We start from the raw sequence: 26,227 nt of genomic DNA on the forward strand, positions 1-26,227 counted from the left end.
AAATGTTTATGTCTTATTTAGTGATTGCTTGATAGTCGCTTAGTGATTTGCCCACTGCCCACTCAAAGCTATCATAAAATGCCTTGCATACAGGGTTATTGAGTTCTGGAGTTGCTTTTTTTGTTATGACTGTGTGTTTCATATACTCAACATTATCTTCATAGAGGAAGTAGTCATAGCAAGATTTGTAATATGTTCTAATATACTCGTATTCCTTACCCATAGATTCAAAATATTTAGATTCAAAATATTTGGCAATGTCAAAATCGCTGGTTGTTGCATTTGATTGTTTCTCGCCATAGCGCATTCTAAATGGAATAAATGTTTGAAATAAATCACCTATCAATCTATCGCCATAATTTCTAAATACTCCCCAATATTGCGAAAAAGATTCCTTTGTAAGTGGTATTTTCTTAAATTGCAAAAATGCTACTACTTCAATCAACTCGCTTTTATTATAATCACCTTGCTCATAGTCTTCAAATAATTTTTTATCGTAGTCATAGAGAATTTTTTCAAATGATTCTTTCATAGAATCTGTAAATTGAAAATTATCATAAAAATCCTTAAAGGCATTGCTAAATTTTATGACATAAAGCGTATTAGCTCCTTGTTGATAAAACTCGCGCACTTGATATTGCAATCCAAAGAGTTTTTGTATCTTTGTCATATCAAGGTATTCTATGCCATTTTGATGAGTGGAGATAAATAACGCCAGATATGAATAAGTAGCGCACTTACTACTTCCATATATATCCTTTGCCATATCGCAGATATTTTTAATCGTTGCATTGAGTTTTTTCTTTTCTTTTATGCTTTCTTTGAGAGCAATATATTCTTCCCAATCATTATTAAAAAGACTTAGGTATCGTTCTTGTGCCATATCTTGCGCTATTTTTGCCACGCTTGCTTCTATATTGCTTGTATTACTTGGCGTGGCAAACGCCACCACAGCAAATGAAAGAATCATAAAAATACATTTTTGCATTGTGTGCCTTTGGTATAAAATTTGGATAAATTCTATCCCCCCCCCCTTAAAAACTCCTTAAATTTTGGTTTTGGGGGCTAAAATTTGCAAAAATAGGACTTATGTGAGTGGAGATACAGGAGTGCAGTGTGTGATTGCCTTAAAGGAAGTTGTAACGATTGAAATTGTTGGACTTAGATTCCTTAATTCTATGCCCTTAAATGCCTAAGCCATTATGATAACTTGCTGATTTTTACATCTTTTAAGTAGCGTTGTGCTATAATCATCTTTCGCAAACAAGGCGATTATGCCTTAGAATCCAAATAAAAGGAATAAACAATGTCAGCAAATGAAACAAGAAGCGAAAAAAGTGTGAGAATCGTGCTAGATGAGGAAAAAATCTTGCGTGAGGGCAAGTATAAGTTAGAGGATTTATATGCGTATTTAGATGAAATCGCTAAAGAAGCAGATTTAATCAAACAAGATAAATACAACTATGTCGGCAAGGGCGATAAAAATGATTTGTCGCGCTTAGGGATTTTTACAAATAATAATGTAGTCAAAAATGAAGCAATCACGCGCAATGTAAAAGAATGGTATTGGCTTGAAAATGATGAAATTGATACTAATGTCATAGAATCTGCAAAAAGATATGATAAAGGCATTTGGGAATGAAAGAGCAAAAATATATCAAATATATAATTTTGATTTAGATACTAATCAATTAAGGGATATATTCCCCGATAGCACGAGGTTACCTTATACTATGATTAGAAAATTTTTTGAGGATAGAGGATTTGAGCATAGACAATATTCGGGCTATATTTCTAAAAACACCGCTAGAGGATTATCATATAGCCGCGATTATGGAGGAATTAGGACAAAAATTCACTTGGTTAAAAAACTGCATACAAGAATTTGATGTCTCAAATGTAATAAATGAAGTAAGCGTAAAATACCAAATCATAAATAGCGCGTTAAAACAAGAAAAACAAAACAAAATTCAAAAAATTAACAAAATCACTCAAAATCCACTAATTAAACCCAACACACATACTGCACCAAAGCTCCACAAACGATAAAACTAAGCATTCTTACAAAAATCTTGAGATATTTTTAAAAACAAAAAAACTAAAAAGCTACACTTCGTTTTTAATGAACTACCAACTTCGTGTGATAGCGTGGCAACTCGTGCAAGAGCGAAAGATTCTAGTTTGAAACTCAGCAGCGCGCAAAATATCGCCTTTGGCAAGAGCCTTTTCTAGCGCGATAATATTTTCCTCATCGTGCTTAATGGTGCTTAGGACGACATTTTCTTCTAAGGTGTGTGAGGGTTTTATATATTGCATTACATCGTATTTTTTGAAGTCTTTGTAGGTTTTTTTGAAGCCTTTTAAGCCCTTTGTGATGACAGCCGTGTCATTATAGAAGAAGCCTCGTTGCATTATGCCCATACTATATTCTAAATCGTGCATCTTGCTTACGATGTCGCTTGCTGGCATTGGTAGAGCTACAATGACGCAAATTGCGAGTGTCCTTAAGTTTTTCCCCACTTTACTTCCTTGTTAAGTTTTACTAAAAACTGCTTAAACTACGCATTGTAGCACATTATTTGAAAATGTGGCAAAAAATTATACTTTTTTGATACTTTTATGCAGTTGTTTTGATGATTTTGAGCATATAACACTTTAAGTTTTGCTAAAAATAGCGATTTATGTTAGGAAATTTAATTCAAAAAGCGAGGGGGCTAATAAAATGCAGGACGCACATTTGGGATTTATTCGCGCTACAAGAGCAAGTTTGATTGCTTTGCTTGCCTTTATTGTCATATTTAGTGGTGTTTTTGGTTATTTAAGTTTTAAGGCATACCAGATTAGCGAGCTTTCTGGCAAGGATTTTTCAAGGGCATTTCAGGTGTATCAAAAGGATTTGAGCGCGGATTCCAATGTGCTTATTGATGTGTTGTTAGAGAGCGAGGACTTAGTTGAGCAATTTGATTTTATTATCCAAGCGAGTGGGCGTTTGGCTCATATCATCTCATCGGGTGCTGATACGCAAAGAGCGGTTACAAGTGCTATGTTTCGTAGTTGGAATGAGAGTTTTATCAAAAATAACGATTCTATAAAAGAATTTTATGAAGAGGTCAATACTACCATAGAAATCACCAATGCAAAGGAATTTGCCACAAAAATGCAAAGCCTACTAGAATCTATCACAGCAAAACTTATCCAAAAAGCTCACAGCAACGCTTCTATTGTAATTTCTTCGCTTGATTCTCAAAATTTAGCAAAAGAATTCCTCGCCAATGCGACAACCAACCCTGATGGTAGCATTATCCACACTCCGCAAGGCTATGAGAAATTAAATTCTATCCAAATAGCCTCGATGAGTGCGAGTGTAGCTGGTGTAGTGATTATCCTTTGTTTGGTTGTGAGTGTTTTGGTAGTATGGTTTAATGTAAGCAAGATTGGGAAAAATCCAAGTTTGTTTGCACAGGCTCAAGAGAGCGTAGATTCTAAACAAAACGAGGCAAAAAAATCTGACGCGAATGATAATGCAGATTCTAAACAAAACGAGGCAAACACGCAAGAACTCAACCAAAAATTACAGAATTTACAAGAGCAGTTTATCCACGCCAAAAATGAAGCAAATAAAAGCATAGAATCTAGCAAGGAGCTAAGTGCGCGATTGCAAGGAAGCATTGATATTACAAAGACTTCGCAGGATAAGATTTTGCAAAGCAAGGAGCATTTTGAAGTGGCGTATCAAACTATCCAAAACCTCCTTGAGGGCATTAACCAAAGCATTAACGCACAAGGTGAGTTTAGCTTAAAGTTTCAAGAGTTTGAGGGCAATATCGAAAACATTAAAACAGCACTTGTCTTTATTGATAATATCGCCTCACAAACCAATCTCTTAGCCCTTAATGCTGCGATTGAAGCAGCACGCGCAGGTGAGCACGGGCGAGGGTTTGCCGTAGTGGCTGATGAGGTGCGCAAACTTTCAGAATCTACACAAAAAAGCCTCAAAGATGTCGAGATGAGTATCAACCTTTTAATGGGAAGCCTGCAAGAAATCACTGATGTAGTCTCGCAAAATACCAAAGTCTTTGAAAATCTCGCAAAGCAAAGCGAAGATTCTAAAGAGAATCTCACACTTACACAAAATTCTTTAGGTGAGGTGGTGGAAAACATTAGCGCGCAAAGCAGTGATTCTATTGATATTGCTCAAAAGACTTATGAGGCCATAGAGGCGTTTGAAAAAATTGCTGACTTATTACAGCAAAGCGCACAGTCCTTGCAAGATGAACAAAACGAAGAAAACAATGAGAATCTTGCTGATGAAAATGGCACAAGTGGCGAGGCGACACCAGCTCAAGCAAGCACACAATCAAACGATGAAGGCGAGGCAAGCACACTTAAGACAGCGTAAGTCCCAAGTGTGCGATTGCTTTAAAAAGCTATAAGACCACATTCCACAACTACTACAATTTATTTGTTAAATCAAATTTTGCAAAAGGCGTAGTTTCTTATCAATATCTTTGATAATTTCTTTTGCTTTAAGTTTTTTGTTGATTTGCTCTAGCCTCTCTCGCAATACTTTTTCAGCAGAATCTTGAGGGTAGAGTTTATCCCATTTTTGCATTCGAGCGAATTCCTCTTTATCGTAAGGCAAGTCATTTGGTATGAAGTAAGTTTCAATCATATACAAATAACTGCGCGCGATGTAACCCTTAGAGTATGGCGCAGGATAAAATCTTTTATTTTTGGAATCCACAAATACCTTGCAGTTGCCGTATTGTGAAAATTGCAAATCTTGTGGCGCGTCAAAATACTCAAATGTGCTACGAGAGGCATTTATCTCGCCAATAGCTGGGACGATATTAAGCACATCGCTTTCCATTTGATTAAAGAGCTGTGCGTCTTTGGAGGTGTTTTGTGTGTCTTGGCAGTTTGCCCTGCCTTTTTTGCCCTTTTTGGAGGTTTCACTCCAGCAAGAGAGATGTTTGCCAAAGGCACTTGCAGGCACAATATGCTCAAACTCGATAATTTTAGCCTTTTTGTTTGATTTTGTGCTTGGAGTGTATGCGCTAGATTCTATAATCTCTGGCGTCTTAAACCCATTAAAATCACTTTTTGGTTCAACTTTAAAGGGGGCTTGGCAGTAAAAATCAAAGCGGTATTGTGCGTTATAAAAATAAAACGCTCGCAACTCTTCTTTCGCCCTATCAAAGGTGCTTGCTTCTAAGTGCACAGCAACGCATAGAAAAAGTGCGATTGTATAAAATATTTGGTGTATTTTCATTATTTTCTCCTCTCAAAGCTGTCCATTACGCTAGCAGCCTCCATTAGTCGCTCTTTGTCGAAGTGCGTGTAGATTCTGCTGGTATTAAGACTAGCGTGTCCTAATGCTTCTTGGACAAGCACTAAATCGTGCTTTTTGGTATAAAGCATCGTGGCAAAAGTGTGGCGGAGCATATGTGCCCCCATTTTTTCTTTTTTAATCCCAGCAAAATGAAGAATCTCGCTTAATACTTGATACACTCTTGCTTGGGTGAGCTTGCCGCCCTTTGGGTTACAAAAGATGAGATTATCCTCGATTTTGCTCTTAAGTTCAATTTGTGCTCGTTGGCTTATCCACGCATTCATTAAGCCCTCAATCTTTTGTTTTTTCATCATTACCACACGCATTTTATTTCCCTTGCCGCGCACTTGGAAAAGCCAAATATCATCTTGGGGGATAAAGTCCTTGATTCGTAGATTAAGCACTTCACTTACGCGCACGCCTGTATAAACGATTATTTTAATGATAAGTTTATCGCGATTTACGCGTTCATAGGGCATTGGCGTTTCATCGATAGCTTGTAAAAACGCTTCTAATTCATTTTCATCTAAATAAGTTGGGAGTTTTTGCCCGCTATTTTGCCGTTGTAAATATTTAATAGAAAGCGTGATATTAAAAACAAACGAACCCCCTTTTTTCTCATCGCTATTATTTTTGTCGATAAATCCAAAGAATCCAAGCAATACAATGCGGTAGTTTTTTTTGCTCGCATCACTTAAGTTCGCGGTATGCACGCTAATAAAATCAATGAGAATCTCCTCATCGATTTGCTTAAGCGAAGTAAGGTTGAGTGTTGTGAGGTATTCATAGAGTTTGCTTAGTGGCGTTATAAAGATATTGATTCCTATAAGTCCGCTACCACGCGCCATTTTACAAATACTTATAAGTTCATTAAGGTCATTTGGTTTTTGTTTAAGGGCATTAAGACAGGCAAGCAAACACTCTTTATCACGCACTTGATGATTTGAGAGCGTATTAAGCTTATAACGGACAAATCTCCCCATCCACGCCAATAGATTCTCATTAAAACTCTCATAAGGTTCTAAAGTGTGTCGCATTTATTCCTCTGTCTTTCATCTAGTAATTAGGCATTTGTGATACATTGTGATTGTAGCATTTTATAGGGATTTTACAAACCTACTCAAAGTCATTTGGCAGGCTTTTTGAAGCAATGGTATCACTAATAGGGCTAAACTCACCTCTGCGGTAAGATTCACACGCTATTCGTCCTATCATAGCAGCATTATCTGCGCAAAATTCCAAATCTGCTAAAAGGAGTTTTTTTTCAAATTTTTCACAAAGATTAGCAATTTGAGTGCGCAAAAATGCGTTTGCACTCGCTCCACCCACAATAGCAAAATGCGAGAATGCACCCGCCTTTTTGTCAAAATATTTTTCCAATTTATTGAGGAGGTGTTCGCACGCGGTATTTTGAAAGCTCGCGCAAATTTTTGCTATGGTTTTGGAATCTAGCCTTGCTCTCTCACGCTTCTCTTGCTCTATCGTAAGCCTTACGGCATTTTTAAGCCCAGAAAAACTAAAGGCTAATCGTTTGTCGTGTAAAAGCGGGAGGGGAAATGGGAAAAGTGGCGCGTCTTGTGGGTGTTTGGTGGCATAAGATTCCACGATTGGACCACCGGGATAACCTAAAGAGAGCATTTTAGCGACTTTATCAAAACTCTCCCCAAAACTATCATCAAGACTGCAAGTTATAAGTTTAATGTGCTCATAACTTTGAAACTCTAAAATTTGCGTATGCCCGCCAGAGACAAGCAATACAGCAAGTCCGCTACCCACGCAAATATCTTTTTGATTGATAAAAAGCGAGTAAATATGCCCTTTTAGGTGATTGATATACATAATGGGCACATTAAGGCTTAGTGCGAGTGCGTTTGCCATACATACTCCCTCGCTAAGCGTAATGCTTAAACCCGGACGATTTGTAACAGCGATTGCTTTGATTGCGCCAAAGGGGTTTGTAGAATCATTGCTTAGATTATGTGTGTGTAGAAATTCTGCGCATTTTTCTAGCAAGTTTGGCAGGGCGAGCGCGTGCAGGCGTGAAGCAATTTCTGGCACTACGCCCCCATATTGGCTATGATGAGAATCTTGAGAGATTTTATAATGCCACAAAAGTGCGCAATCATTCACGCGCGTAAGAGCGAGTGAGCTATCATCACAGCTAGATTCTATGCTTAAAATCATTTTGTGCCTTTTGTTGAAATTCGCGTCATTATAGCAAAGGCTCGTTAAATTCGGCTATAATTTAATATCGTTAATTTTGAGGGGTGGCTAATGAGAATGCGAGCAGAATGGGAAAAGCAAAGGGCAGTTTTACTCGCCCTCCCACATAAAAAAAGTGATTGGGAATCCATTTTACCTAAAGCACGAGAATGTTTTGCGAGGATTATCTCTCATATTTTAAGGTTTGAGGAAGTGTGGGTGTGTGCCGACCCACGCGATAAAAGTGCGAAAAAATTTTTGGAATCTCAGTTTAAAAACGCAATAGGCAAGGGGAGATTAAAAATCCTTAAAGTGCGTTATAATGACACTTGGGTGCGTGATTATGGTGTGATTACTTTAGATAATGCTGGTAAAAATACACTCTTAAACTTCGGGTTTAATGGTTGGGGATTAAAATATACAGCAAATTATGATAATGCGCTAAATGGCGAACTTCAAAAGCTCGGCGTGCTTAAGAATCTACGCAATGAAGGGATTATCTTAGAGGGCGGGAGTATTGATTGCAATGGTGCGGGACTTTTGCTTACAAACACGCAATGTCTCTTAGAGCGCAATCGCAATCCACATTTAGATAAAGGCGCGTTAGATTCTCTATTGCGCGAGAGATTGGGTGTAAAAAAGGTTTTGTGGTTGCATTGCGGATTTTTGCGCGGTGATGATACAGATAGTCACATTGATACGCTTGCGCGCTTCATTGATGAACGCACGATTGCATACAGTGCGTGCGAGGACAGAGATGATGAGCACTATGAGGCACTCCAAGCAATGCAAGACGAACTTCGCGCACTAAGAGATGACAAGGGAAATGCGTTTAACCTTATTCCACTCCGTTTGCCAAAGGCGAGACTGTATCAAAAAGAGCGTAAGCCAGCGAGCTATGTGAATTTTTTGTTTGTCAATGGTGCATTGCTTATGCCAACCTATAAGGACAAAAAAAGCGATACAAGAGCATTAAAAACCTTGCAAAATGCTCTCCCACATTTGCAAGTCATCGGTGTAGATTGCGTGGAGTTAATCAAATGGAATGGGAGTTTGCACTGCGCCACTATGCAAATGTATTAGCGTATTTTCTACAAAATTGCTTAGCGTTGTCGATTGGTTAAGAGTTGGTATGTATATTGCTGACTTGTTTGTGTAGAGGGGCTGAAGTGGCTTTCGACAGGAATTAAAAGAGACTAAGTGCATGTGAGCGTGGCGGGCTCTAAAACCGCTTTTTAAATTTAAACGCAAACAATGCAAATTACGCTCCAGCTTACGCAAAAGTAGCGTAGGTTTAACCTTACTTTTGGAGCTGGCTTACTGATAGATTCTAGCTTTATTAGTGTTGCCATCATTTCGCTAGATGCTAGCCTAATGTATCTCACTTAGGCTAAAAGACTTAGAGATTGCTCGCAGGCAGGAGTTTGGGGATTAGCTCGCAGGCGAAAAGACAAAAATCTCATCTAAACATGTAGATTCTTAGAGGATTTGATTTTTGGACTGGGGTTCAATCCCCCACAGCTCCACCATTCCGCTTAAATCTTAACCTTAGATAAAAATCCAATTCATAATTTAACAAAGATTCTCATTGCCAAAAGGAATATTTTTTGCATTTTGACAAAGATTATCATAAAAGGATTTGAATGCTTGAAAATCTCTACTATAAAGGAATTATCTATGATGAAATGCTCCGTGAAGTAGAAAAGATTCCAAGTGTAGCTCCAACTCCTAAAAATCTCTCTTTTGTTGTCAAAGTTTTTGATTTATTGTGTCGTATTATTAGCGTGCTTTTCCCTCGCACTACAACTTATGTCATTGTAGAATCTCACACAATCCCAAGCATTCATTTTGAGTGTCAAAAGCACATCGATAGCACACAAGAAATTATCAAAATTGCGCTCCAAAAGGCAAAAGAGCAGGGCGCAATCAACAAGGAATGTGTATATGAAATAGCCCTTTGTATTAACAAGCATTTTTATGATGAGAATCTCCAAGAAATTCGCGCCTATTTTATCAATGAAAAAGAGATTTTGACGCCATTAGATTCCCTGCTTGGGCGTAAGGTTATCATTGGCATTGATAGCTTTTTGCTTGGCAGTGAGATACAAAAAGGATTTTTATATGTGAGTGATTATGAGGAGGTGCTATTGATTGAAAATGGCGTGGTTTGTAGCACTTTGCATACAAGTAAGGAAGAATTAGGACAAAAGATTGAAATTTTGCGTGATATGTATGGGGATTTTGATTTGCATAAGATTTGTCTGCGTGATGAAGTGCGGATTTTACTAGAGATAGCTTTCCACCAAGTGAGAGGATATAGTGCGTGGGAGCGCGTGAAACAAGATATTATCAATGAATGGGAGAGCCACAAAAACGCGCTATTAAAGAACCAAAGATTTTTTGCGCTCAATTATTGTGGTTTTTTCACACGGGGTAAGACACATATTTTACGCGATAGTCTTGTTGCGTTGTGTTTTTGTGTGTGTTTTATGTATCCAAGTGCGATATTTATCCAAAACACACTCTTAGATTCTGAACTTAGGGCGTTGCAAAGCAAGGATTTTAACTTTGATGATTTGCAATCAAGTGCTACCGCACAGGATAATGAAATAAAAGAATTGCAAAATAAAAATGCCACTTTGCATAAAAAGCTCAACTCCCTTGCTCAAAACATAAACACCCCGCTAAGCGTGCATATAAGTGAAATTTTTAGCTTGCTAAAAACCTTTGATATTGCTCTTGAGCACATTGTGCTTGCCAAAAGTGAGGAAGTAAGTGTGATAAATCTGCATATTCACGCGCTCAATCAAGCCCAAATTATGCACTTTTTAAAAGCACTGAATGCGACAAATAAACAAGCAAAAGTCAAACAAATCGTGCGTAAAGATGATAGGGCACATTCTGAGGTTTTTGTCGTGAGTTATGAGTGATTAAGAAAATATGTTACAATGCAACTTTTTAGATTCTTAATGTGGAGTGAATAATGCGTGTGGAAGTGCTTTACTCAAAAATTCATCGAGCGCGCGTGAGCGATGCAAATCTCAATTACACAGGTTCTATTACTATTGATGAGAATCTTGCTCGTGCCGCCAAGCTTTATAATGGAATGAAAGTTGATGTGGTGAATATCAATAATGGAGAGCGGTTTAGCACCTATGTGATTTTGGGGAAAAAAGGCGGAGAAATCTGCCTCAATGGTGCAGCTGCAAGAAAGGTGCAAGTCGGCGATATAGTCATCATTATTGCCTATGCGAGTATGGAAGTCGATGAGGTGCAATCCTTTAAACCAAGTATCGTGCAAGTAGATGAAAACAACGCGATTGTAGGCGTGGGTTATGAAATTTAATACTTCAAAGGAGCAAAATGTTTGATTCTAAACAATTTGGCGATATGCTTATGAATGTGCAAGAGAGTTTGCGTGAGCTCAATGAAAAGGCGAAGCAAAATATTTTTACTGCTAAAAGTGGTGGTGGGCTAGTGAGCGTGAGCTTTAATGGCACGGGAGAATTGGTAGATTTGCAAATCGATGAGAGTTTGCTTGAAGACAAAGACTCGTTGCAAATTTTGCTCTTAAGTGCGCTTAATGACGCTTATAAATCGGTGGAGCAAAACAAGCAAAATAGTGCGTTTGATATGCTTGGTGGATTAAATTTATTTGAGAAAAAATCCTAAGGTTGTGGCTTTGAAAAAAGTTTGTTTATTGTTTTGTTTGGCGTTTGGCATTGTGTTGGGTGCAGATGGCGAGGGAAGTGAGGCTACCAAAGATGTCTTAAATCCACAGGATAAGCTAAAAAATTTCCAAACGCTAAAAGACCTTAAAGAGCGCGAGAATATAGATTCTGGAGATTCGCAAAAGTCTCAACCCAAAAAGCAAGAAGACATACAAATCACGCCAACAAAGACACCCTCTGCCACAGCTACTCAAACAACCACACAACCTAAACCAACCCAAGCCACCAATGCACCCACACCCAAAGCCCCCGCTCAAAATTTCAACTACTCGCATTGCAAAAACTACTATCTTAATGCAAGCGTGCCTGTGGGCGATACGCGTGCGATAGCCCTCAAACATAAAGGCAAAAAGGTTTATTTACTTCAATCCAAGACGCGTCCTAATGCAAAGATTCTCAAAGCCGACCCATTTGTGGGGCTCTATCTTGTGGAATCTGGGACAAGCAAACTAAGCTATAATTTACTTGCGCTCGATTCTCGCACGCTAAAAGACCCAAATCTTGCTACTATCAGTGCTAAAGAAGTCAAAAAAGGCAAAATCACCGCACGCCAAAGCGGGTATCTTAATTATGCGAAGTTTTCCTCTCCATTAGCGCAAAACAGTGTTATTGGCAATATTTGCTATCAAATTTATGGAATCGGCGTGGGCGGGAATGGCTTTTTAGAGAAAAAATACATTGATAGATTTTTAAATGTTGGCGCAAGTTATAGTGATATAGGTGTGCGCTTTGATATGAATGCAAAAAAACCACTTGTGCGTTTAATCGACCCATTTTTCCCTAATAACCCATTTATGGTGGGTGATGAAATAGTGAGCGTGAATGGCAAAAAAGTCGGCAGTGTGCTTGATACGATATGGGTTATTACTAATCTAGCACAAAATACAAGCGCAAAAATTGCCTTTAAGCGTGATGGCAAGGTGCATACAATTACCATTAAGCCAGATAAAATGTATGGTGGATTGCTTTTGAGTGATACATTTTTAGAGCGATTTGGAGTGGCGTTTGGCGAGGATTTAGAAGTGTTAAGTTTAAATGATAGCGGACATTTGCGCTTAGGATTCTTAAAAGAGGGTGATAAAATCGTATGGATAAATAAAAAAGAAGCAAACATACACAACATTAAAGAACTCTTATCAAACTCTCAAAGCGATGAGGAATTGCAACAATATGGAGGTAAGATTCAATTACTCATTCATCGTGGTGAAGCAGAGTTTTTTATTAAAATCTAAGGAATCTCTACAATAATGCCAAGTAAAAATTCTTCACAATGTGTAGATTCTCAATCTAGTTTTAATCTTCACTCTACAATGCGCGAGTTTGAGGACTTTATCACGCATAATGCTCCGTGCGCGCAGAGTTTTCACCCGCATTACCAAAGAGCATTGTGGGAAATGGTGCTTGCTGGTGGCAAGAGGTTTCGTCCTGCTCTTTGTTTGTGTGTGGTTGGCTCACTTGCGCCACAAATGCTTCCAAACGCCTTTTTGCCAGCTCTCGCCATAGAATCTATCCATACTTATTCGCTTATCCACGATGATTTGCCCTGTATGGATAACTCTCCATTGCGCCGTGGCTATCCTACACTGCATACGACTTATAATGAGACGCTCGCACTCCTTGTGGGCGATGCGCTCAACACTTATGCCTTCGAGCTCCTTTCTTGTGCGAGGTTAGATTCTCATATTAAAGTCGCGCTTATGCTTGAGCTTTCTAAAAGTGCTGGGGCTATGGTGCTTGGACAAGTGCTTGATTGCGAGTTTGAGAACACAAAATTAGAGATTGACAAACTCCAATGTATCCACCACAACAAAACCTCACAACTTATCATTGCTTCGCTTAAAATGGGCGGATTGATTGGCAATGTTAGTGATTGTCTTTTGGAGCAACTTGCACGGTTTGGCAAGGATTTAGGGCTCTTTTTCCAAGTGCGCGATGATTTAATCGATGTGCTTGGTGATAGCGCGATTGAGGGCAAGGCGTTGCAAAATGACACACTCAAAAATACTTATGTCAATCTACTTGGCATAAGCGGCGCACAACAAGAGCATAAAAACCTCACCGATTCTCTAAAAAATCAACTTGATGAGTTTCCAGATTCTCTTGCGTTTCATCTTAGGGGATTTTTACAACCATATTTTCAAGAGATAAATCCCACAAAGGAGAAAAAATGAAAAATATTTTACTTACCAATGATGATGGCTTTGATTCTAAGGGATTAAGCGCGTTAAAAGAAGCCCTTTCCCCGCTAGGACGCGTGCTAGTAGTCGCCCCCGCGAATGAAAAATCTGCGTGCGGACACGGACTTTGTATCACTAAACCATTATTTTTCCACGCTGTGGGGGAGGATTTTTATAAACTCGATGATGGTTCACCCACAGATTGTGTGTATCTCGCACTTAATGCAATGTATAGCGATGGAACACGCCCTGATTTAGTTGTTTCAGGCATAAATTTAGGCTGCAATATGGGTGAAGATGTAACTTACTCTGGCACGGTGGCAGGGGCTATGGAGGGAGCGATTGCTGGGATTCCTAGTATAGCGATTTCACAGCTTGTCAATAAGGAGGGCGATGCAAAAGATTGTGATTTTAACCTTGCTAAAAAGGTGGCTTATGAAGTTGCACGCAAACTCTTAGATTCTAATCCGCTTGGGAATCGAAAGTTTCTCAATGTCAATGTTCCACTTTCAAAGGAGTTTAAGGGATACAAGGTTACAGAGCTTGGCTATCGTCTCTATGGCAATGACGCAAAAAAGGGTCGTTCGCCTCGAGGGCAAGAATACTATTGGCTTGGCACGCACCCACTTAAATTCGAGCCTCGTAGTAAAAAAATGAGCGATTTTGAGGCACTCAAGCAAGGATTTGTTTCTATAACGCCACTAAGCGTGGATATGACAAGCTATGAAGATTTAGAGAATCTCACTCGATGGACGAGTGAGTGAGATTCTTACTTGTATGTTAATTTTGCAAGGAATGTGATATATGTGTAATTTGTCCATTGTGCAAATTTATGCGATAAATCTCGCGTAAAACATTCCCCGTTATACCTAACTCGACAATAGAAACACTTTCAAACTTTGCTATCACCCCTTTGGTAAAGATTTCATTAAATTCATTAGCCAAGTTTGACAACTCTATTTCTAAATTACTATCAAGCGTTTGCATACTATAACTTAGGGTAATATGTGGGCGGTGTAGCCATTCTTGATTTCCATTTATCGTGCGATTTAAACCATTTACTCCTAAATCTTTAATTTGTTCTTGTGCTTGTTTTGGCAAGTCTGCATAAATCCTGCCACTTACTCTTGGAATTGGGGAATCTCTTAAGGGTGAAAGTGCTTGAGTTGCAAGTTCGTTAAATTCCATAATGCTTTGGTAGCCCAAAACTCAAAGTCTCAATTTTATTTATCGCCTCTTGTGGGACTATATAAACCAAACCATAAGTTTTATAGTGCTTGCCCAAATTTCTACCTTGCAATGATGAATTATCAACACCAAAAACTACACTACATAGCAATGTGATGCAGATAATTTTACAAAACAAACCAAATCGTGTCATAGGGTTCTCCTTATCTTTGAAGTATAAATTACAAATAAAATGCTATGCAACAAATGTAAAAAATACAATGTGGTTTTTGTAAGGTTGTTGTAAAATTATGGGTTAAAGAGTAATTTTATGGAATCTAGACTGTTTTTCACCTCTTGGCAATCAAAAAAGTAGATTTGCAAAGTAAGATTTTGCTTTTTGTGGGTTTTTGGATTTTCTTTTTGATTCTCATCAAGTTGTTTTTCATCAAATCGATTTTCATCAAAAAAGCAAATGCGTGCTTTGTAGGTAAATTTTCGCGGGATTTGTGCTTCTTGCGTGGAGTTAGATTCTTTGCTTGTATCCGTGATTTTGGGGTAGATGAGGTAGCCTTTGCCACACTGATATTTCGCCAAATACGCAAAGAGCTGATATAAATCGCCCTGTGAGATTCCATAATCATTTCGACTAGAATCTAGAATCTTCCACTTGGTATCAGCGATAAAACGCGCGGATTTTGCGCCGTTTTCATAGCACACTAAATCGGGGTTGATTTGAAATTTACGCTCACCATTTATTTCTACCAAATATTTGCTTTTTTCCTGTGCTTTTATGCTGTGCCCCTCGCCACATTCTCTTTTGAGATGCCACGCGACAAAACTCTCAAACAGCGCATTCATATCAAAAAGTAGCGCGAACGCCTTATCCCCGCCTTGATAGGGCATAAAGTTATGGCGTTTAAGAAACACTTTGCACCACAAAAGCAAAATCTCATAACTCTTAAAATGCCGTAGATTCTCGCATTTGGCGAAATCTTTGTCATAGTTTTGACTTGGAGCGATTTCATCAAACACAAAGCGACTTTGCAAAATCCGCGTGCTTGTTTTGGCACTAAAATTACACTTGCTTAGAAGCAAAAGTGTGCTGACAATAAGGCGATTTGGCGCAATATCGGCGATAAATTCATCACTTGCGGTGTAAAATCGCTCTTTGTGCGCGAAATTGTGCTTTAAATTCTCGCTAAAAAGCAATTTGCCTTTGAGAAACGCGCGATTTTCCTCACGCACTACATAATCGCTCTTTATCCCCCTTTTGATAAGGCACTCTAACTCATCTAAAAACATATTGGCAAAGATTTCTAGCAAGGGGAATTTGTGCGTTTTGAGGTTTGAAATATGGCTTTGCTTAAATGGACTTTTTTTCAAAGTTTTAAGCATATTGAGTAAAATCTGCTTTGCTTCACACACTTGGCATTTTGTGCGCTTATTTGGCAAAGATTCCCCCTCCCTTGTGTGCGGCAACTCCACACTTTCCCCCTCCCTTGTGTGCGGGTGGCGCAGGGGGTGGGCGTTGTCATTGCGAGCCGATTTGTCGGCGTGGCAATCCATTTTTTTATCATTTTGAGCTGTAGGTAAAAAATTTACATTGTCATATTGAGGTTTCGTAGAAACCGAAATATCTCTATTTTTATTAAGGTTTTGAGATACTTCGCTACGCTCAGTATGACAAGAAAATAAGTTTGCTTTGTCTTGCAATGACGAGCAGGCGCAATTTTGAATTTTAAAGCCATCATTTTCATTTGCTGTGCGAAAAGTCTTTGGCAAAATTTCCAAACAAAATCCGCTTTTGGTTTGGATAAGCCCGACATAATTCCGCGCTTTAAGGCGATTTTTGCCATAAGAATTTAAAAATATGTGGTTGCCCTTGTCATCGGCGAAATTTTTAAGTTCATTGAAAATCTTTTGGGCTTTGTCGTGTAGTTTTTCTTTGTCATTCTGAGGGAGCGAAGCGACCGAAGAATCTAAAACAGCGTGCAAGTCTTTATTATCGTTTTTGGATACTTCGCTGCGCTCAGTATGACAAAGCACCTTAGCTATATCCTCCACGCCAAAGCTCTGCCACTCGGCGATACAAAGGGTGTTATTTTTACTCATTGTCGCTAGATTCGCGCGAATCGTTTGATTGGTAGATTTTGATAAAAGTCTCTATATCCCACGAATGAGAATCGCTAATGCGATACACGCGCTTTTCGTTATCCACAAAATCATCACTCAAATTCACGCCCAAATCGCCTTGCGAAAAAGCCTTAATCATTCCATTATGATTTAGCACCGCGCTAATTTTGGCATAATCATCATAAAAATACTCTTGCAACAGCGGGATAATCTTTAGCCCAAAGACTTCGCGTAAATCCTCCATAGAATCCACGCCAATAAAAAAGCTATGCCCAATGGTATGCTCCCTATCAAGCAAAAATTCGATTCGCGCGTTTATAGATTGTAGCAATTTACGCAGATTCACGCCATAGCAATTTTCACTCAAAATGCTACAATCAGGCATCATCTCTACAAACTCAAACCGCCTACGAAGCGCGGTATCAAGCAACGCGATACTTCTATCAGCGGTATTCATCGTGCCGATTATGTAGAGATTGCTCGGCACTCCAAAGCTATCATTGCTATAGGGCAGAGTTACGCGCAGTTCCTCATCGCCACCGATTCGCTTACTAGGCTCGATAAGCGTGATAAGTTCGCCTAAAATCTTGGCTATATTCCCACGATTGATTTCATCAATGATGAGAATGCAGGGCTTTAGCTCGATTTTCTCATCGCTATTTTCTAATATTTCTTGTGGTTTAAATTCTTGAAATAACTTGTATAGCTGAAAATAATATGTGCTTGATTGCCATTGATTTTTCTTCTTTGCTATTTTTGCCATCATTTCTTTTGAAGTTTGAAATTTCTCATCGCTTTGCAAAACCTTTTTTAGAAAATCTATATTCAAAAACAAATTTATTTTTGTGTCTTGCGTATCAATATAGATTTTTGTTTCATCAAAATCTTTAATGCGAAAACTACCGACATTGCTTTTCTCAATCTCTCTTTGATTTTCTGCTAAATCACTTAAAAATTCATTAAGTTTGTTTTCAAAATTTTTCTCATATTGTAGAATCTCTTGGCTTTTTAGTGAATTTTCCAAATTTTCTAGCGCGTTTTTGCAAAGTTGCTTAAAGATTCCGCTTTTGATTTCATAGCTCATCTCGCTAGATTCTAGCCCATCGCTAGAATCTATGAGTTTTGGCTTTATCCCCTCGACAAATTCCTCATAGGAAAAACTTTGATGAAAGGTTACAAATGCGATTTGTCCATTTGTGCGATAACTCTCAAAAATCACCTTTTTATCCTCTCTAGATTCGGGAATCTGCATTGACTTATCATAATAATGCAAAATCTCCAATGCTCTATCAATCGTGCTATAAGTCTTGCCCGTGCCCGGCGGTCCATAGAGGATTTGATTAAGCGGCGGATTAGTTATCACATTTTTTCCTTTTGGTTTAAGATTATTTTGTGTTATTTGTGGCAACATATCCTCGTAACCTTTTGGAACGGCATAAAACTTGCAATTTTCATAAATTTGTTCAATATCTTTGTTATTTCTCTTAGTTGTTTTGATATTTGTAAAAATAGGTGCTTGCCATATCACACTAGAATCTGCTTCTACTTTATCCACAAAAGCACCATTTTTGTAAATATGTGCTATCCACCCACCACTTTTTACGACTTCATTTTTAAATTCGTTTTCATCTTGTGGGTAATGAAAATATTGATTGCCTCTAATTGTTACTTTGCTTTCTTTCCATTGTGTTTGCTCTGTCATTTTCACTCCTTTTTGTGTTTGTAATTCTACAAAAGCATTAGCGTGAGAATCTTGCGAATGAGATTCTCTACTTCGCCACAAGCACAGAGATTGGAGATGAATTCACAAAGCTATTTTGATGGGAGCTAAAGATTCTATATAGGAGAGAAGATTCGCTTTCGCCGATGACAAGTAAGTCGTATTGCTCGGCGATTTCGAGCACGACATCGATTGGATTACCCGTGCGCAAGAGTGTCTTGCACGATATGCCCTCTTGTTTGAATATGTTTTCAAATTCATTGATAATCTCGTGGGAGTGCTCTTGCTCGATATTTTCAATCATTTCATAATCCACGATACCGCTTTGGGCATACATTACGATGTCTTGGCTTGCGTGTAGGAGCGTGAGCTCAATGTCCTCTCGCTTGCCAAAGAGCTTAATGATAGTGCCGATAGCTTTCCTACATTCTTGTGTATCACTCACCCCAAATAAAATTTTTGTCATTTGCTACCTCCTTAAATCATTGATAAAGTTACACGATTCCTCAAATTCACTCTCAAAGGCAATACAAGCAAGAGTATCATTTGGTTTGATTGTATCATATTGTCCGTTAAGAATCGCTAGCGCGTTGTTTTTCCATACATTTATAAGCGCGCTGGAGCCAAATTTGCCTTTATTGAAAATATAAAATTTGCCACTTTCTAAACGCCCTAAAATGATTTTTTGCACTCCATTTGCAAGCGAAGCTTGAGAATCTGCATTCGCGTATTGCGCCTTTATGAAGCATAATCTCGCCCCACTAAGGAACTCTAAAATACTGAGAATTATGGTGTAAAAATGCAACAACGAAGCAAGCGGGTTACCCGGTAGCATTATAAATATACTTTTGCCTAAAATCGCTATGCTTAAATGTTTGCCCGGTTTGACATTCACTCCGTCAAAGAGAAAATCCGCGCCAAGCTCGCTTAAAGTCGATTTAAGCAAATCTGCATCGCCCACACTTGCCCCACCTGTGGTAATGACTACATTGTATTGAGTAAGATTTTGTAATTTAGTGAGGAGTGTGGATTTATCATCTGGCAAGATTCCCAAGTATTGTGCGTTGTGATGATAGTGAGAAAGGATAGAATCCAAGCTGATTGCATTTGTATTGTAAATTTGATGTGGAAGTGCTTTTGTCCCGGGCTCTATGACTTCATCGCCACTTGAAAAGAGCGCGATAGACAATCTTTTACACACTTTAATCGTGCGCAATCCTTGCGAAGCAAGCAATCCCAAGTCAAGTGGCTTTAATCTCGTGTAGCGTGGTAAAATCACAGAATCTAGAGCGATTTCTTCGCCTTGTAATCGAATGTGTTGGTTTGGGAGAATGTCTTGTGGCAGGGCGATATGCGTAGATTCTTTAGATTGCGTGATTTGGACTTTTTCGATTGGGACTATCGCCTGCGTGCCAGCTGGCACGGGCGAGCCTGTCATTACTTTTTGGCACATTCCATCTTGTAGTGTTATGTCCTGCGCGCTTTCTCCTGCTAGTGTGCGCCCCTGCAAGGTAGCAACGCGACCGCTATCAGCTAAACGCACAGCATATCCGTCCATTGCAGAGTTATCAAAAGGCGGGAGAGCGCGCGAAGCGATAATATCATCAGCCAAAATCCGCCCCCGCGCCTCAAATATATCAACCTCCTCACAAGTTGTGCGAGAATCCTTTGCGATAAAGGCACATTTGTCCCATATAAGCGCAAAAACTTCATCAATATTTAAATTTTTACGCATTTTACTCCTTTAGAGTGGCATTAGATTATATTGTTATGCGGTGGCAAAGTTTGGATTATCGTGCTTTTTTGCACCTTGTTTTAGGCATTCTGGGCAGATACCAATAAACACGGCTGAGGTATCATAAAGCACAAAGCCACTTTTTGCAGATATGGCACTCTCTAACGCGCTTGTATCAATGACAATATCTTGCAACTTTCCACATTTTTCGCAAGAAGCGTGAATGTGCTTATCGCAGGAAAGCTCGTATTTTTGCTTTTGACTTGGGGCTTTTACCTCTCGTAAAATGCCAGCCTCGCACAACACTCCCAAATTTTTATACACAGTAGCAAGGGAAATAGATGGGTAAAATTCTCTAATATTTTCATACATTTCATCGACATCCATATGCCCATTGCGTTTGAGCTCATCAAGCATTGCGATTCTTTGTGGCGTTACTTTGAGTTTTTTTGCTTGCAAATCTTTTATCCATTGTGTGTTCATAATTCTCTCCGAAACAAAATATTTAATGTATTGAATTTTGGCATTATAAACATAAAATTTAATTTTTTGATAAATCTATAAAAATTTATGTGTTTTTTGCCTGTAAATATTTTATAAGTTGTGTTTTTCCAAAAGGCTATTATCAAGGAATATAACCAAAAAAAGTTTAAATTTTGGCTCAAGACAACTTAAGACAAAATAAAGGAGTCTTAAGTTATGATGTCAGCGGTGAAAAACAAGTATATCATTCGTTCAAGAATTTCAGAGGCAAAAACAAGAGAGATTCTTAAACTTTTTTGTCTTGATATTGAAGCTTCTAAAATTGCAAAATTAAGCAACATTTCTCGTCAAAGTGTCAATAAAATCATCAATCAAATCCGCATTTTAATCGCCAAAGAATGCGAAAAAATCTCTACATTAAATGGTGAAATAGAGATTGATGAAAATTATTTTTCTTCGTTACACTTGCAACTGCAAGCAAAATGTGTTATGCAAGACATAGATTAAGCAAATTTAAAGGAATCAAAAAAGAGAATTTTTTGCTTTATTTAAAAGAAACAGAATTTAGGTATAATACTCAAATACAAAAGCAAGATTTGTATAAAATCTTCTTAAAATTGATAAGAGAAAATCTGTTTAATATAGGTTGTGTCATATTTATTCATAAAATCTATAATTGCACCTATCCTTTGTCTGCCATCGACAACTTGAATGCGCGCGTCTCTTGTTTGAAAAAGATATACTATGGGGATAGGGATTCCCATAAGTATAGATTCGATTAACTCAGATTTTTGTTTTTGTGACCAGACATTCCATCTTTGAAATTCAAAGTCCAAAATAAGCTGTTTTCTTTCTTCACATTGTCTTTTTATTTCAAAAAGACTCATTCTGCCCTTTTCTATGTGAATGGAACTAAGTGGATAGACTTCATCGCTTTCGCTTGAGGCACCATCAAGCGTCTCTTCGCCCTCTATTTCACTCATATTGGCACTCATAGACTTATCCCTTTAGAGTTTAATAAATCAAAAATGGTGGATTATAACAAACAAATCTTAATATTACCTTATATCTTTTTTCTCCCCACCACACGCACGAAAAAGTCGTCCTCATCTCTAAAAGGTGCAAAGCCTTTGTCCTCTTTGGCAAAGAGAATTTCATAATCTTTACTTAAAAGCCCTAGCAAATCCTCAAATTTGACAAATCGCCTATAATGATTTTCATAGATAAAAGCGTCATTTTCCACCATAACACCAAGTCTATACAAAGAGTTTTTATATCCTCTGCATTCTATTGCTAAAATCCCGCTCGTTTTTAGATTCGCATTTATCCAGCCAAAAAGCCTATCTTGTTGCTTTGAGTTTATCGAATGTAGCGTGAATCTAGAATAGATTGCGTCAAATTTAGAATCTGCATTTGGCAAATCCGTAAAATCCCCACTTTGAAAAACTAGATTTTCGCTCTTATGCTTTTTATTAAGAAATTCTATAACATTTTCGCATTGGTCGATTCCTAGCACATTTATACCATTTTTGGCAAAATACACACTATCACGCCCATTGCCACAGCCTAGCTCAATAAGCCTTGAATCTTTATCAAAGTAATTATCCACACAAAAAGAAGCAAAATTGCTTTGTTCTTGCTCTTTTGTATTTAGACGCGCTTGGTAGTAGTTTTCCCAATAGTTTTTGTCATCTATCTTTTCTTTTTCTTTGGCATTGTCTATAAATTCATCGATTTTAGTAAAAAGATTATCAAGTTTTTCATCTAGATTCGTGGCGTGATGATTTTCTAGCACAAAATGCGCCTTTGGCTCATCATAAGCTATATCCACGCCCACGACATTTTTTATCACCCCACTTAATGCCCCACTATAAAGCCCTTTTTTATCCCTGCGGACAAGCTCATCAAAGTCGCATTTGACAAACACTTCAAAATAATTTTTGAAATTTGCTCTATTTAGTGTGTAAATCTCATCAAACAAACTCATAGTCGCCACAATGACTAAAAGCCCATTTTGCTCTAAAAACCCAGCAAGTGCGTTGATTTTATACGCAACCATTAGTCGCTCATCGCGCTTAAAGCCACTTTCTCCAAAGATATTGCGAAATACATCGCCATCAAGCAAAATCACATTGCTATGCTTTTGCTTTAAGTGCTTATAAAGCTCGCTTGCAAATGTTGTCTTCCCAGCCCCAGCTAAACCTGTGATATAAATCACACCACTTTTTGCTTGATTTTTCATCTTACGCACCACCTTTATTTGAATCTGTCCCATCAAGCTCTGCGCACATTTTTTCAAACTCCAAATAATACTTCCATTTTTGGATAAAGTCAGGGTGGTAGGTTTTTATGTAATTTAGTTCGGTATCTAACATTTGTTTAATGGCAATTCTCGCATTTTTGTGTTCTCGCAAGTAGTCTAAAATTTGCGATTCGTTAATAAGTCTGCTATTGATACTTGAAGTATATTCTTTAAGTGTTTTAATGTAATTTTTGAGATAAGTTATACTAGCATTATAAAGTTGATTGTTTTGTTTTATATTGTCTAATTCTTGCTTGTCAATAATTATTACAATTTTAGAATTATCTATAATCAAATCTTTTTGTATTTCATTGGTAATATCTACAAAATTTTTTTGTTTATCATCAATACATTGTGGCGTTGTGATGATAAAACTAAATCCACCATTTTTATTGAGTGTAGTTAAATTTTCTTTGTCGTTATGAGTTAAATCATCTGGGTGTGCGTAAAGTATGCTTGGGAGTTGTGTGATTCCACCACAATTACGATTGATTCTGTTAAGAAAAATATTTGTATTTTTTGGTTGTTCTAACCCAAGTTTATTGGTTATATTATCGAGTGTTTCAATAACCTTGTCGGGTTTTAAATCATTAAATTCTATGCAGTGGATAAATGAAATAGTATCTTTTAGGTGTTGCAATACAGAATCAAGAATAAATGATTGTGATATAGCCCAATTTAGGCTTTTTTTTCTTTCAAAAGTAGTGAAATCTGGGTAGCTTTTGCCATTGACATAAGTGGGTTTATAAAAAAGATTTTCGTAATTTGTGCAAGTGAGATTAAATCGCTTCATAAGTGGTTTAATCTCATATCCACTTCCACCTAAATGATTCAAATGATGTCTTAATCGCCCGATAGGGTCTCTCACAATAAGAAGCATAGGGACTTTTTTAGAAATACTATATAAAAACTGCTTTGGATTTTCATTAAAATCAGGAAGTCTAGTGTTTGCAGAAGCACTCCAAAAAAATAAACAGGTTTTTTGTTGTTTCGCTGTTGTGGTTTTTAAAATATCATAATAAGTTCTGTATATATCCTTTGGTGCATAGCCTATAAAGTGATTCACATTTGACTTTTCTAAAAAGAGGATACCTAAAGCCGAGGCAGATGAGCCATTTGAAAAGAATATAAAATCATATTTCGGCGGCAATGGCAAATTCATCTCCCACGCAATATCTGTGTCAATAGTGCCATAATCTATCGTAGTGGGATTTAGCAATGGCGGATACGGATGATTTGTATCAAGGTATTTTTCTTTAAATTCACTAGATTCTACCCACGCTTTGATTTGTGGATAAAATAATTTTGAAGTTTTAAAACATTTTTTCGCTAATTGCAAATCATTATGACGCTCTTTGCGCCTATCACGCCATTTTTGTATTTTATCTTTATTTGAGGTGAGTTTATAAAAAGGAAGTTTGATAATCCAAGAACCAAGATAGTATTGCCTATATGCTCTGATGAGTAAAAATGTTTTTTTAAGATAATATTTTCTTAAAGGATTTTTATATGAATGCCCCCCCCCATTATTAGTAGATACTTTGTCAGTTGTTAAATTCATTTTTCTCCTTTCAGTATGAGTTCAATGAGTGTGATTACACCTCAAAAATAGTGTTGCGCAATGTATTTATGTTTGACTTCCCTAAAGAATCTAGCAAAAAAATATGTATTTTTTCTGCTAAAGATTCTATAAAATGTTCTATAATTCTACCTTAAGACCTTAAATTTTGGCTGAATTTTTCCGTATTTTCATATTTTTATTTTTAAGGAGATGTTGTTGTTTGATTCATTGACCCAATCTTTCAAAGCAGTGGCGAATAAAATTCGCTTTAGTGATGATGAGCGTGCGCTCAAATCTGCCTTAGAGGAGCTCAAAAAATCCCTGCTCAAAAATGATGTCTATCATAAGGCGACTAAAGAGATTCTCACTCGCGTAGAGCAAGAGACAAAAGCAAAAGGCATCGGCAAGCAAAATTTTATGGACGCATTGCAAAAAAGCCTACTTGAGATTTTGCAAACCTCTAAACATTATGGCTTCACTTACGCTCCCAAACCGCCTACGATTATTTTGATGATGGGCTTGCAAGGTAGTGGAAAGACGACAAGCACGGCAAAGCTAGCAAACTATCTCAAAGCGCGTGGCAAAAAAGTGTTGATGTGTGCGTGTGATTTGCAAAGGCTTGCTGCTGTTACGCAGTTACAACAACTTGGAGAATCTATTGAGGTGGGTGTTTTCAGTGCGCGAGATTCATCGCATAGTGCGTTACAAGTAGCTAAGGAAGCTAAGCAAAAAGCAATCGATGAACTCTATGATGTCTTGCTTATCGACACAGCTGGACGCTTGAGTATCGATGAGACATTGATGAGTGTGCTACAAGAAATAAAAGATACTATCAAACCAAGTGAATGTTTCTTTGTCGCAGATTCTCTAGTTGGGCAAGATGGCGTGAAAAGCGCGGCGATATTTAATGAAAAAATTGGCATTGATGGCGTTATTTTAAGCAAATTTGATAGCGATTCTAAAGGGGGGATTGCGCTTTCTATCGCGTATCAAATTGGCGTTCCATTGCGCTTCATAGGAAGCGGAGAGAAAATCCCTGATTTAGATATTTTCTTGCCTGAGCGTATTGTCTCACGCCTTATGGGCGCGGGAGATATACAATCCCTCGCAGAAAAAACCGCCACAGTGATGAGTGAAAAAGAAGCAAAAGACATTGGCAAAAAACTTAAAAAAGGGCAGTTTAGCTTTGAGGATTTTATAACTCAAATTGAAAATATCAAAAAACTTGGCTCCGTGAGCTCTATACTCTCAATGGTGCCCGGACTTAATAATGTAGCAAGCGGGCTAAAAGATGTAGATTTAGATAATTCTAAGGAAGTAAAAAATATTAAAGCAATGGTAAATTCTATGACGCGCAAAGAAAGAGAGAATCCAGAAATCCTCAATGGCTCGCGCCGTAAAAGGATAGCTCAAGGAAGCGGATTGGAAGTCCAAGACATCAATCGCATTATCAAGCAGTTTGATAATGCGCAAAAAATGGCAAAAAAACTCAGTCAAAAAGGTGGTATGCAGGAGCTTATGGGTATGCTTGGCGGGGCAAAAATGCCAATGAGGTAGCATAAAGATTGAAGTTTAGGTAAAATATAAGGCGCATTTAAGCAAAAATAGTTTATAATCCGCGTTTTTGTTTGTCTTTAGGTATAATGCCAAACAATCCAAAGACGGACAAACATAAAAACAA

General features: G+C 37.8%; 26 protein-coding genes, 1 other RNA gene and 1 pseudogene. 13 read left to right on the plus strand and 15 right to left on the minus strand.

From position 1 onward, the window contains the following. Positions 1-13 precede the first annotated feature (13 nt). Entirely contained in the window at positions 14-988 is a 975-nt protein-coding gene (locus ACWIWK_RS05215) for a hypothetical protein (RefSeq protein ID WP_454151462.1), read from the minus strand. Between the two features lie 318 nt (positions 989-1,306). On the opposite strand from ACWIWK_RS05215, the gene ACWIWK_RS05220 reads away from it, so the two are divergent. Beyond that, the gene (locus tag ACWIWK_RS05220) at positions 1,307-1,642 is read left to right on the plus strand and encodes a hypothetical protein (protein WP_454151464.1); all 336 of its coding nucleotides are present in this window, start codon (positions 1,307-1,309) and stop codon (positions 1,640-1,642) included. Between the two features lie 122 nt (positions 1,643-1,764). Further along, the gene (locus ACWIWK_RS05225) at positions 1,765-2,049 is read left to right on the plus strand and encodes a hypothetical protein (protein WP_454151466.1); all 285 of its coding nucleotides are present in this window, start codon (positions 1,765-1,767) and stop codon (positions 2,047-2,049) included. A gap of 78 nt (positions 2,050-2,127) precedes the next feature. Here the strand turns inward: ACWIWK_RS05225 and ACWIWK_RS05230 are convergent, their stop codons facing one another. Continuing rightward, a complete protein-coding gene (locus ACWIWK_RS05230) occupies positions 2,128-2,520 on the minus strand; it encodes a hypothetical protein (RefSeq protein ID WP_454151468.1) in 393 nt (130 codons plus the stop codon). Positions 2,521-3,352: 832 nt separating this feature from the next. On the opposite strand from ACWIWK_RS05230, the gene ACWIWK_RS05235 reads away from it, so the two are divergent. Continuing rightward, the gene (locus ACWIWK_RS05235; protein WP_454152030.1) at positions 3,353-4,399 is read left to right on the plus strand and encodes a methyl-accepting chemotaxis protein; all 1,047 of its coding nucleotides are present in this window, start codon (positions 3,353-3,355) and stop codon (positions 4,397-4,399) included. Between the two features lie 66 nt (positions 4,400-4,465). Here ACWIWK_RS05235 and ACWIWK_RS05240 read toward each other — a convergent pair whose 3' ends face one another. The 3 genes from ACWIWK_RS05240 to tsaD form a co-directional block, all read right to left on the minus strand. Beyond that, positions 4,466-5,272 (minus strand): endonuclease, encoded by an 807-nt coding sequence (locus ACWIWK_RS05240; RefSeq protein ID WP_454151470.1) that lies wholly within the window; start codon positions 5,270-5,272, stop codon positions 4,466-4,468. Beyond that, positions 5,272-6,369, minus strand: coding sequence for a tyrosine-type recombinase/integrase (locus tag ACWIWK_RS05245; protein ID WP_454151472.1), 1,098 nt, complete (start codon positions 6,367-6,369; stop codon positions 5,272-5,274). Before ACWIWK_RS05245 ends, ACWIWK_RS05240 begins: the two co-directional genes overlap by 1 nt. A gap of 79 nt (positions 6,370-6,448) precedes the next feature. Then, a complete protein-coding gene (tsaD, locus tag ACWIWK_RS05250; RefSeq protein ID WP_454151474.1) occupies positions 6,449-7,516 on the minus strand; it encodes a tRNA (adenosine(37)-N6)-threonylcarbamoyltransferase complex transferase subunit TsaD in 1,068 nt (355 codons plus the stop codon). 96 nt (positions 7,517-7,612) lie between these two features. Here tsaD and ACWIWK_RS05255 point away from each other — a divergent pair, with 96 nt between their 5' ends. From ACWIWK_RS05255 to surE, 8 genes are all read left to right on the plus strand, one after another. Then, positions 7,613-8,617, plus strand: a complete 1,005-nt coding sequence (locus ACWIWK_RS05255) for an agmatine deiminase family protein (RefSeq protein ID WP_454152031.1) — start codon at positions 7,613-7,615, stop codon at positions 8,615-8,617. Between the two features lie 77 nt (positions 8,618-8,694). Further along, positions 8,695-9,063, plus strand: a transfer-messenger RNA (tmRNA) gene (gene ssrA, locus ACWIWK_RS05260). 114 nt (positions 9,064-9,177) lie between these two features. Further along, entirely contained in the window at positions 9,178-10,464 is a 1,287-nt protein-coding gene (locus tag ACWIWK_RS05265) for a hypothetical protein (RefSeq protein ID WP_454151475.1), read from the plus strand. 53 nt (positions 10,465-10,517) lie between these two features. Next, the gene (gene panD / locus ACWIWK_RS05270; protein ID WP_454151477.1) at positions 10,518-10,880 is read left to right on the plus strand and encodes an aspartate 1-decarboxylase; all 363 of its coding nucleotides are present in this window, start codon (positions 10,518-10,520) and stop codon (positions 10,878-10,880) included. Between the two features lie 17 nt (positions 10,881-10,897). Next, complete coding sequence (locus ACWIWK_RS05275; protein ID WP_454151479.1) at positions 10,898-11,206, plus strand: YbaB/EbfC family nucleoid-associated protein; 309 nt, start codon at positions 10,898-10,900, stop codon at positions 11,204-11,206. Positions 11,207-11,216: 10 nt separating this feature from the next. Beyond that, on the plus strand, positions 11,217-12,497 hold the full coding sequence (locus tag ACWIWK_RS05280) for a DUF7488 domain-containing protein (protein WP_454151481.1): 1,281 nt from the start codon (positions 11,217-11,219) through the stop codon (positions 12,495-12,497). Between the two features lie 15 nt (positions 12,498-12,512). After that, a complete protein-coding gene (locus ACWIWK_RS05285) occupies positions 12,513-13,436 on the plus strand; it encodes a polyprenyl synthetase family protein (protein WP_454151483.1) in 924 nt (307 codons plus the stop codon). Continuing rightward, positions 13,433-14,206, plus strand: coding sequence for a 5'/3'-nucleotidase SurE (gene surE / locus ACWIWK_RS05290; RefSeq protein WP_454151485.1), 774 nt, complete (start codon positions 13,433-13,435; stop codon positions 14,204-14,206). Before ACWIWK_RS05285 ends, surE begins: the two co-directional genes overlap by 4 nt. A gap of 16 nt (positions 14,207-14,222) precedes the next feature. On the opposite strand, the gene ACWIWK_RS05295 is transcribed toward surE, so the two are convergent. The 7 genes from ACWIWK_RS05295 to ACWIWK_RS05325 all read right to left on the minus strand — a co-directional run bounded on the left by ACWIWK_RS05295 (position 14,223) and on the right by ACWIWK_RS05325 (position 20,683). Beyond that, on the minus strand, positions 14,223-14,648 hold the full coding sequence (locus ACWIWK_RS05295) for a hypothetical protein (RefSeq protein ID WP_454151487.1): 426 nt from the start codon (positions 14,646-14,648) through the stop codon (positions 14,223-14,225). Continuing rightward, a complete protein-coding gene (locus ACWIWK_RS05300) occupies positions 14,620-14,823 on the minus strand; it encodes a hypothetical protein (RefSeq protein WP_454151489.1) in 204 nt (67 codons plus the stop codon). The genes ACWIWK_RS05295 and ACWIWK_RS05300 overlap by 29 nt, the downstream gene beginning before the upstream one ends. Before the next feature lie 95 nt (positions 14,824-14,918). Continuing rightward, on the minus strand, positions 14,919-16,724 hold the full coding sequence (locus ACWIWK_RS05305; protein ID WP_454151491.1) for an McrC family protein: 1,806 nt from the start codon (positions 16,722-16,724) through the stop codon (positions 14,919-14,921). Continuing rightward, positions 16,717-18,447: an McrB family protein gene (locus ACWIWK_RS05310; protein WP_454151493.1), complete on the minus strand. Its 1,731-nt coding sequence runs from the start codon at positions 18,445-18,447 to the stop codon at positions 16,717-16,719. Before ACWIWK_RS05310 ends, ACWIWK_RS05305 begins: the two co-directional genes overlap by 8 nt. Before the next feature lie 67 nt (positions 18,448-18,514). Further along, positions 18,515-18,931, minus strand: a complete 417-nt coding sequence (locus ACWIWK_RS05315; protein ID WP_454151495.1) for a universal stress protein — start codon at positions 18,929-18,931, stop codon at positions 18,515-18,517. Positions 18,932-18,934: 3 nt separating this feature from the next. Further along, positions 18,935-20,200 carry a molybdopterin molybdotransferase MoeA gene (locus ACWIWK_RS05320; RefSeq protein ID WP_454151497.1) on the minus strand — a complete coding sequence of 422 codons (1,266 nt, stop codon included), beginning with the start codon at positions 20,198-20,200 and terminating at the stop codon, positions 18,935-18,937. Between the two features lie 33 nt (positions 20,201-20,233). Further along, on the minus strand, positions 20,234-20,683 hold the full coding sequence (locus ACWIWK_RS05325; protein WP_454151499.1) for a Fur family transcriptional regulator: 450 nt from the start codon (positions 20,681-20,683) through the stop codon (positions 20,234-20,236). 216 nt (positions 20,684-20,899) lie between these two features. On the opposite strand from ACWIWK_RS05325, the pseudogene ACWIWK_RS05330 reads away from it, so the two are divergent. Continuing rightward, positions 20,900-21,327, plus strand: a pseudogene (locus ACWIWK_RS05330) (hypothetical protein); the annotation flags it as partial. Here the strand turns inward: ACWIWK_RS05330 and ACWIWK_RS05335 are convergent. From ACWIWK_RS05335 to ACWIWK_RS05345, 3 genes are all read right to left on the minus strand, one after another. Further along, the gene (locus tag ACWIWK_RS05335; protein ID WP_454151501.1) at positions 21,295-21,678 is read right to left on the minus strand and encodes a DUF262 domain-containing protein; all 384 of its coding nucleotides are present in this window, start codon (positions 21,676-21,678) and stop codon (positions 21,295-21,297) included. The pseudogene ACWIWK_RS05330 and the gene ACWIWK_RS05335 sit on opposite strands and share 33 nt — an antisense overlap. A gap of 68 nt (positions 21,679-21,746) precedes the next feature. After that, positions 21,747-22,958, minus strand: a complete 1,212-nt coding sequence (locus tag ACWIWK_RS05340) for an adenylyl-sulfate kinase (RefSeq protein ID WP_454151503.1) — start codon at positions 22,956-22,958, stop codon at positions 21,747-21,749. Beyond that, the gene (locus ACWIWK_RS05345; RefSeq protein ID WP_454151505.1) at positions 22,927-24,546 is read right to left on the minus strand and encodes a DUF2972 domain-containing protein; all 1,620 of its coding nucleotides are present in this window, start codon (positions 24,544-24,546) and stop codon (positions 22,927-22,929) included. Before ACWIWK_RS05345 ends, ACWIWK_RS05340 begins: the two co-directional genes overlap by 32 nt. 216 nt (positions 24,547-24,762) lie before the next feature. Between ACWIWK_RS05345 and ffh the strand changes: the two genes are divergently transcribed. Further along, complete coding sequence (ffh, locus tag ACWIWK_RS05350) at positions 24,763-26,103, plus strand: signal recognition particle protein (RefSeq protein ID WP_454151507.1); 1,341 nt, start codon at positions 24,763-24,765, stop codon at positions 26,101-26,103. Positions 26,104-26,227 lie beyond the last annotated feature (124 nt).

The organism is Helicobacter sp. 23-1048, assembly GCF_053654545.1.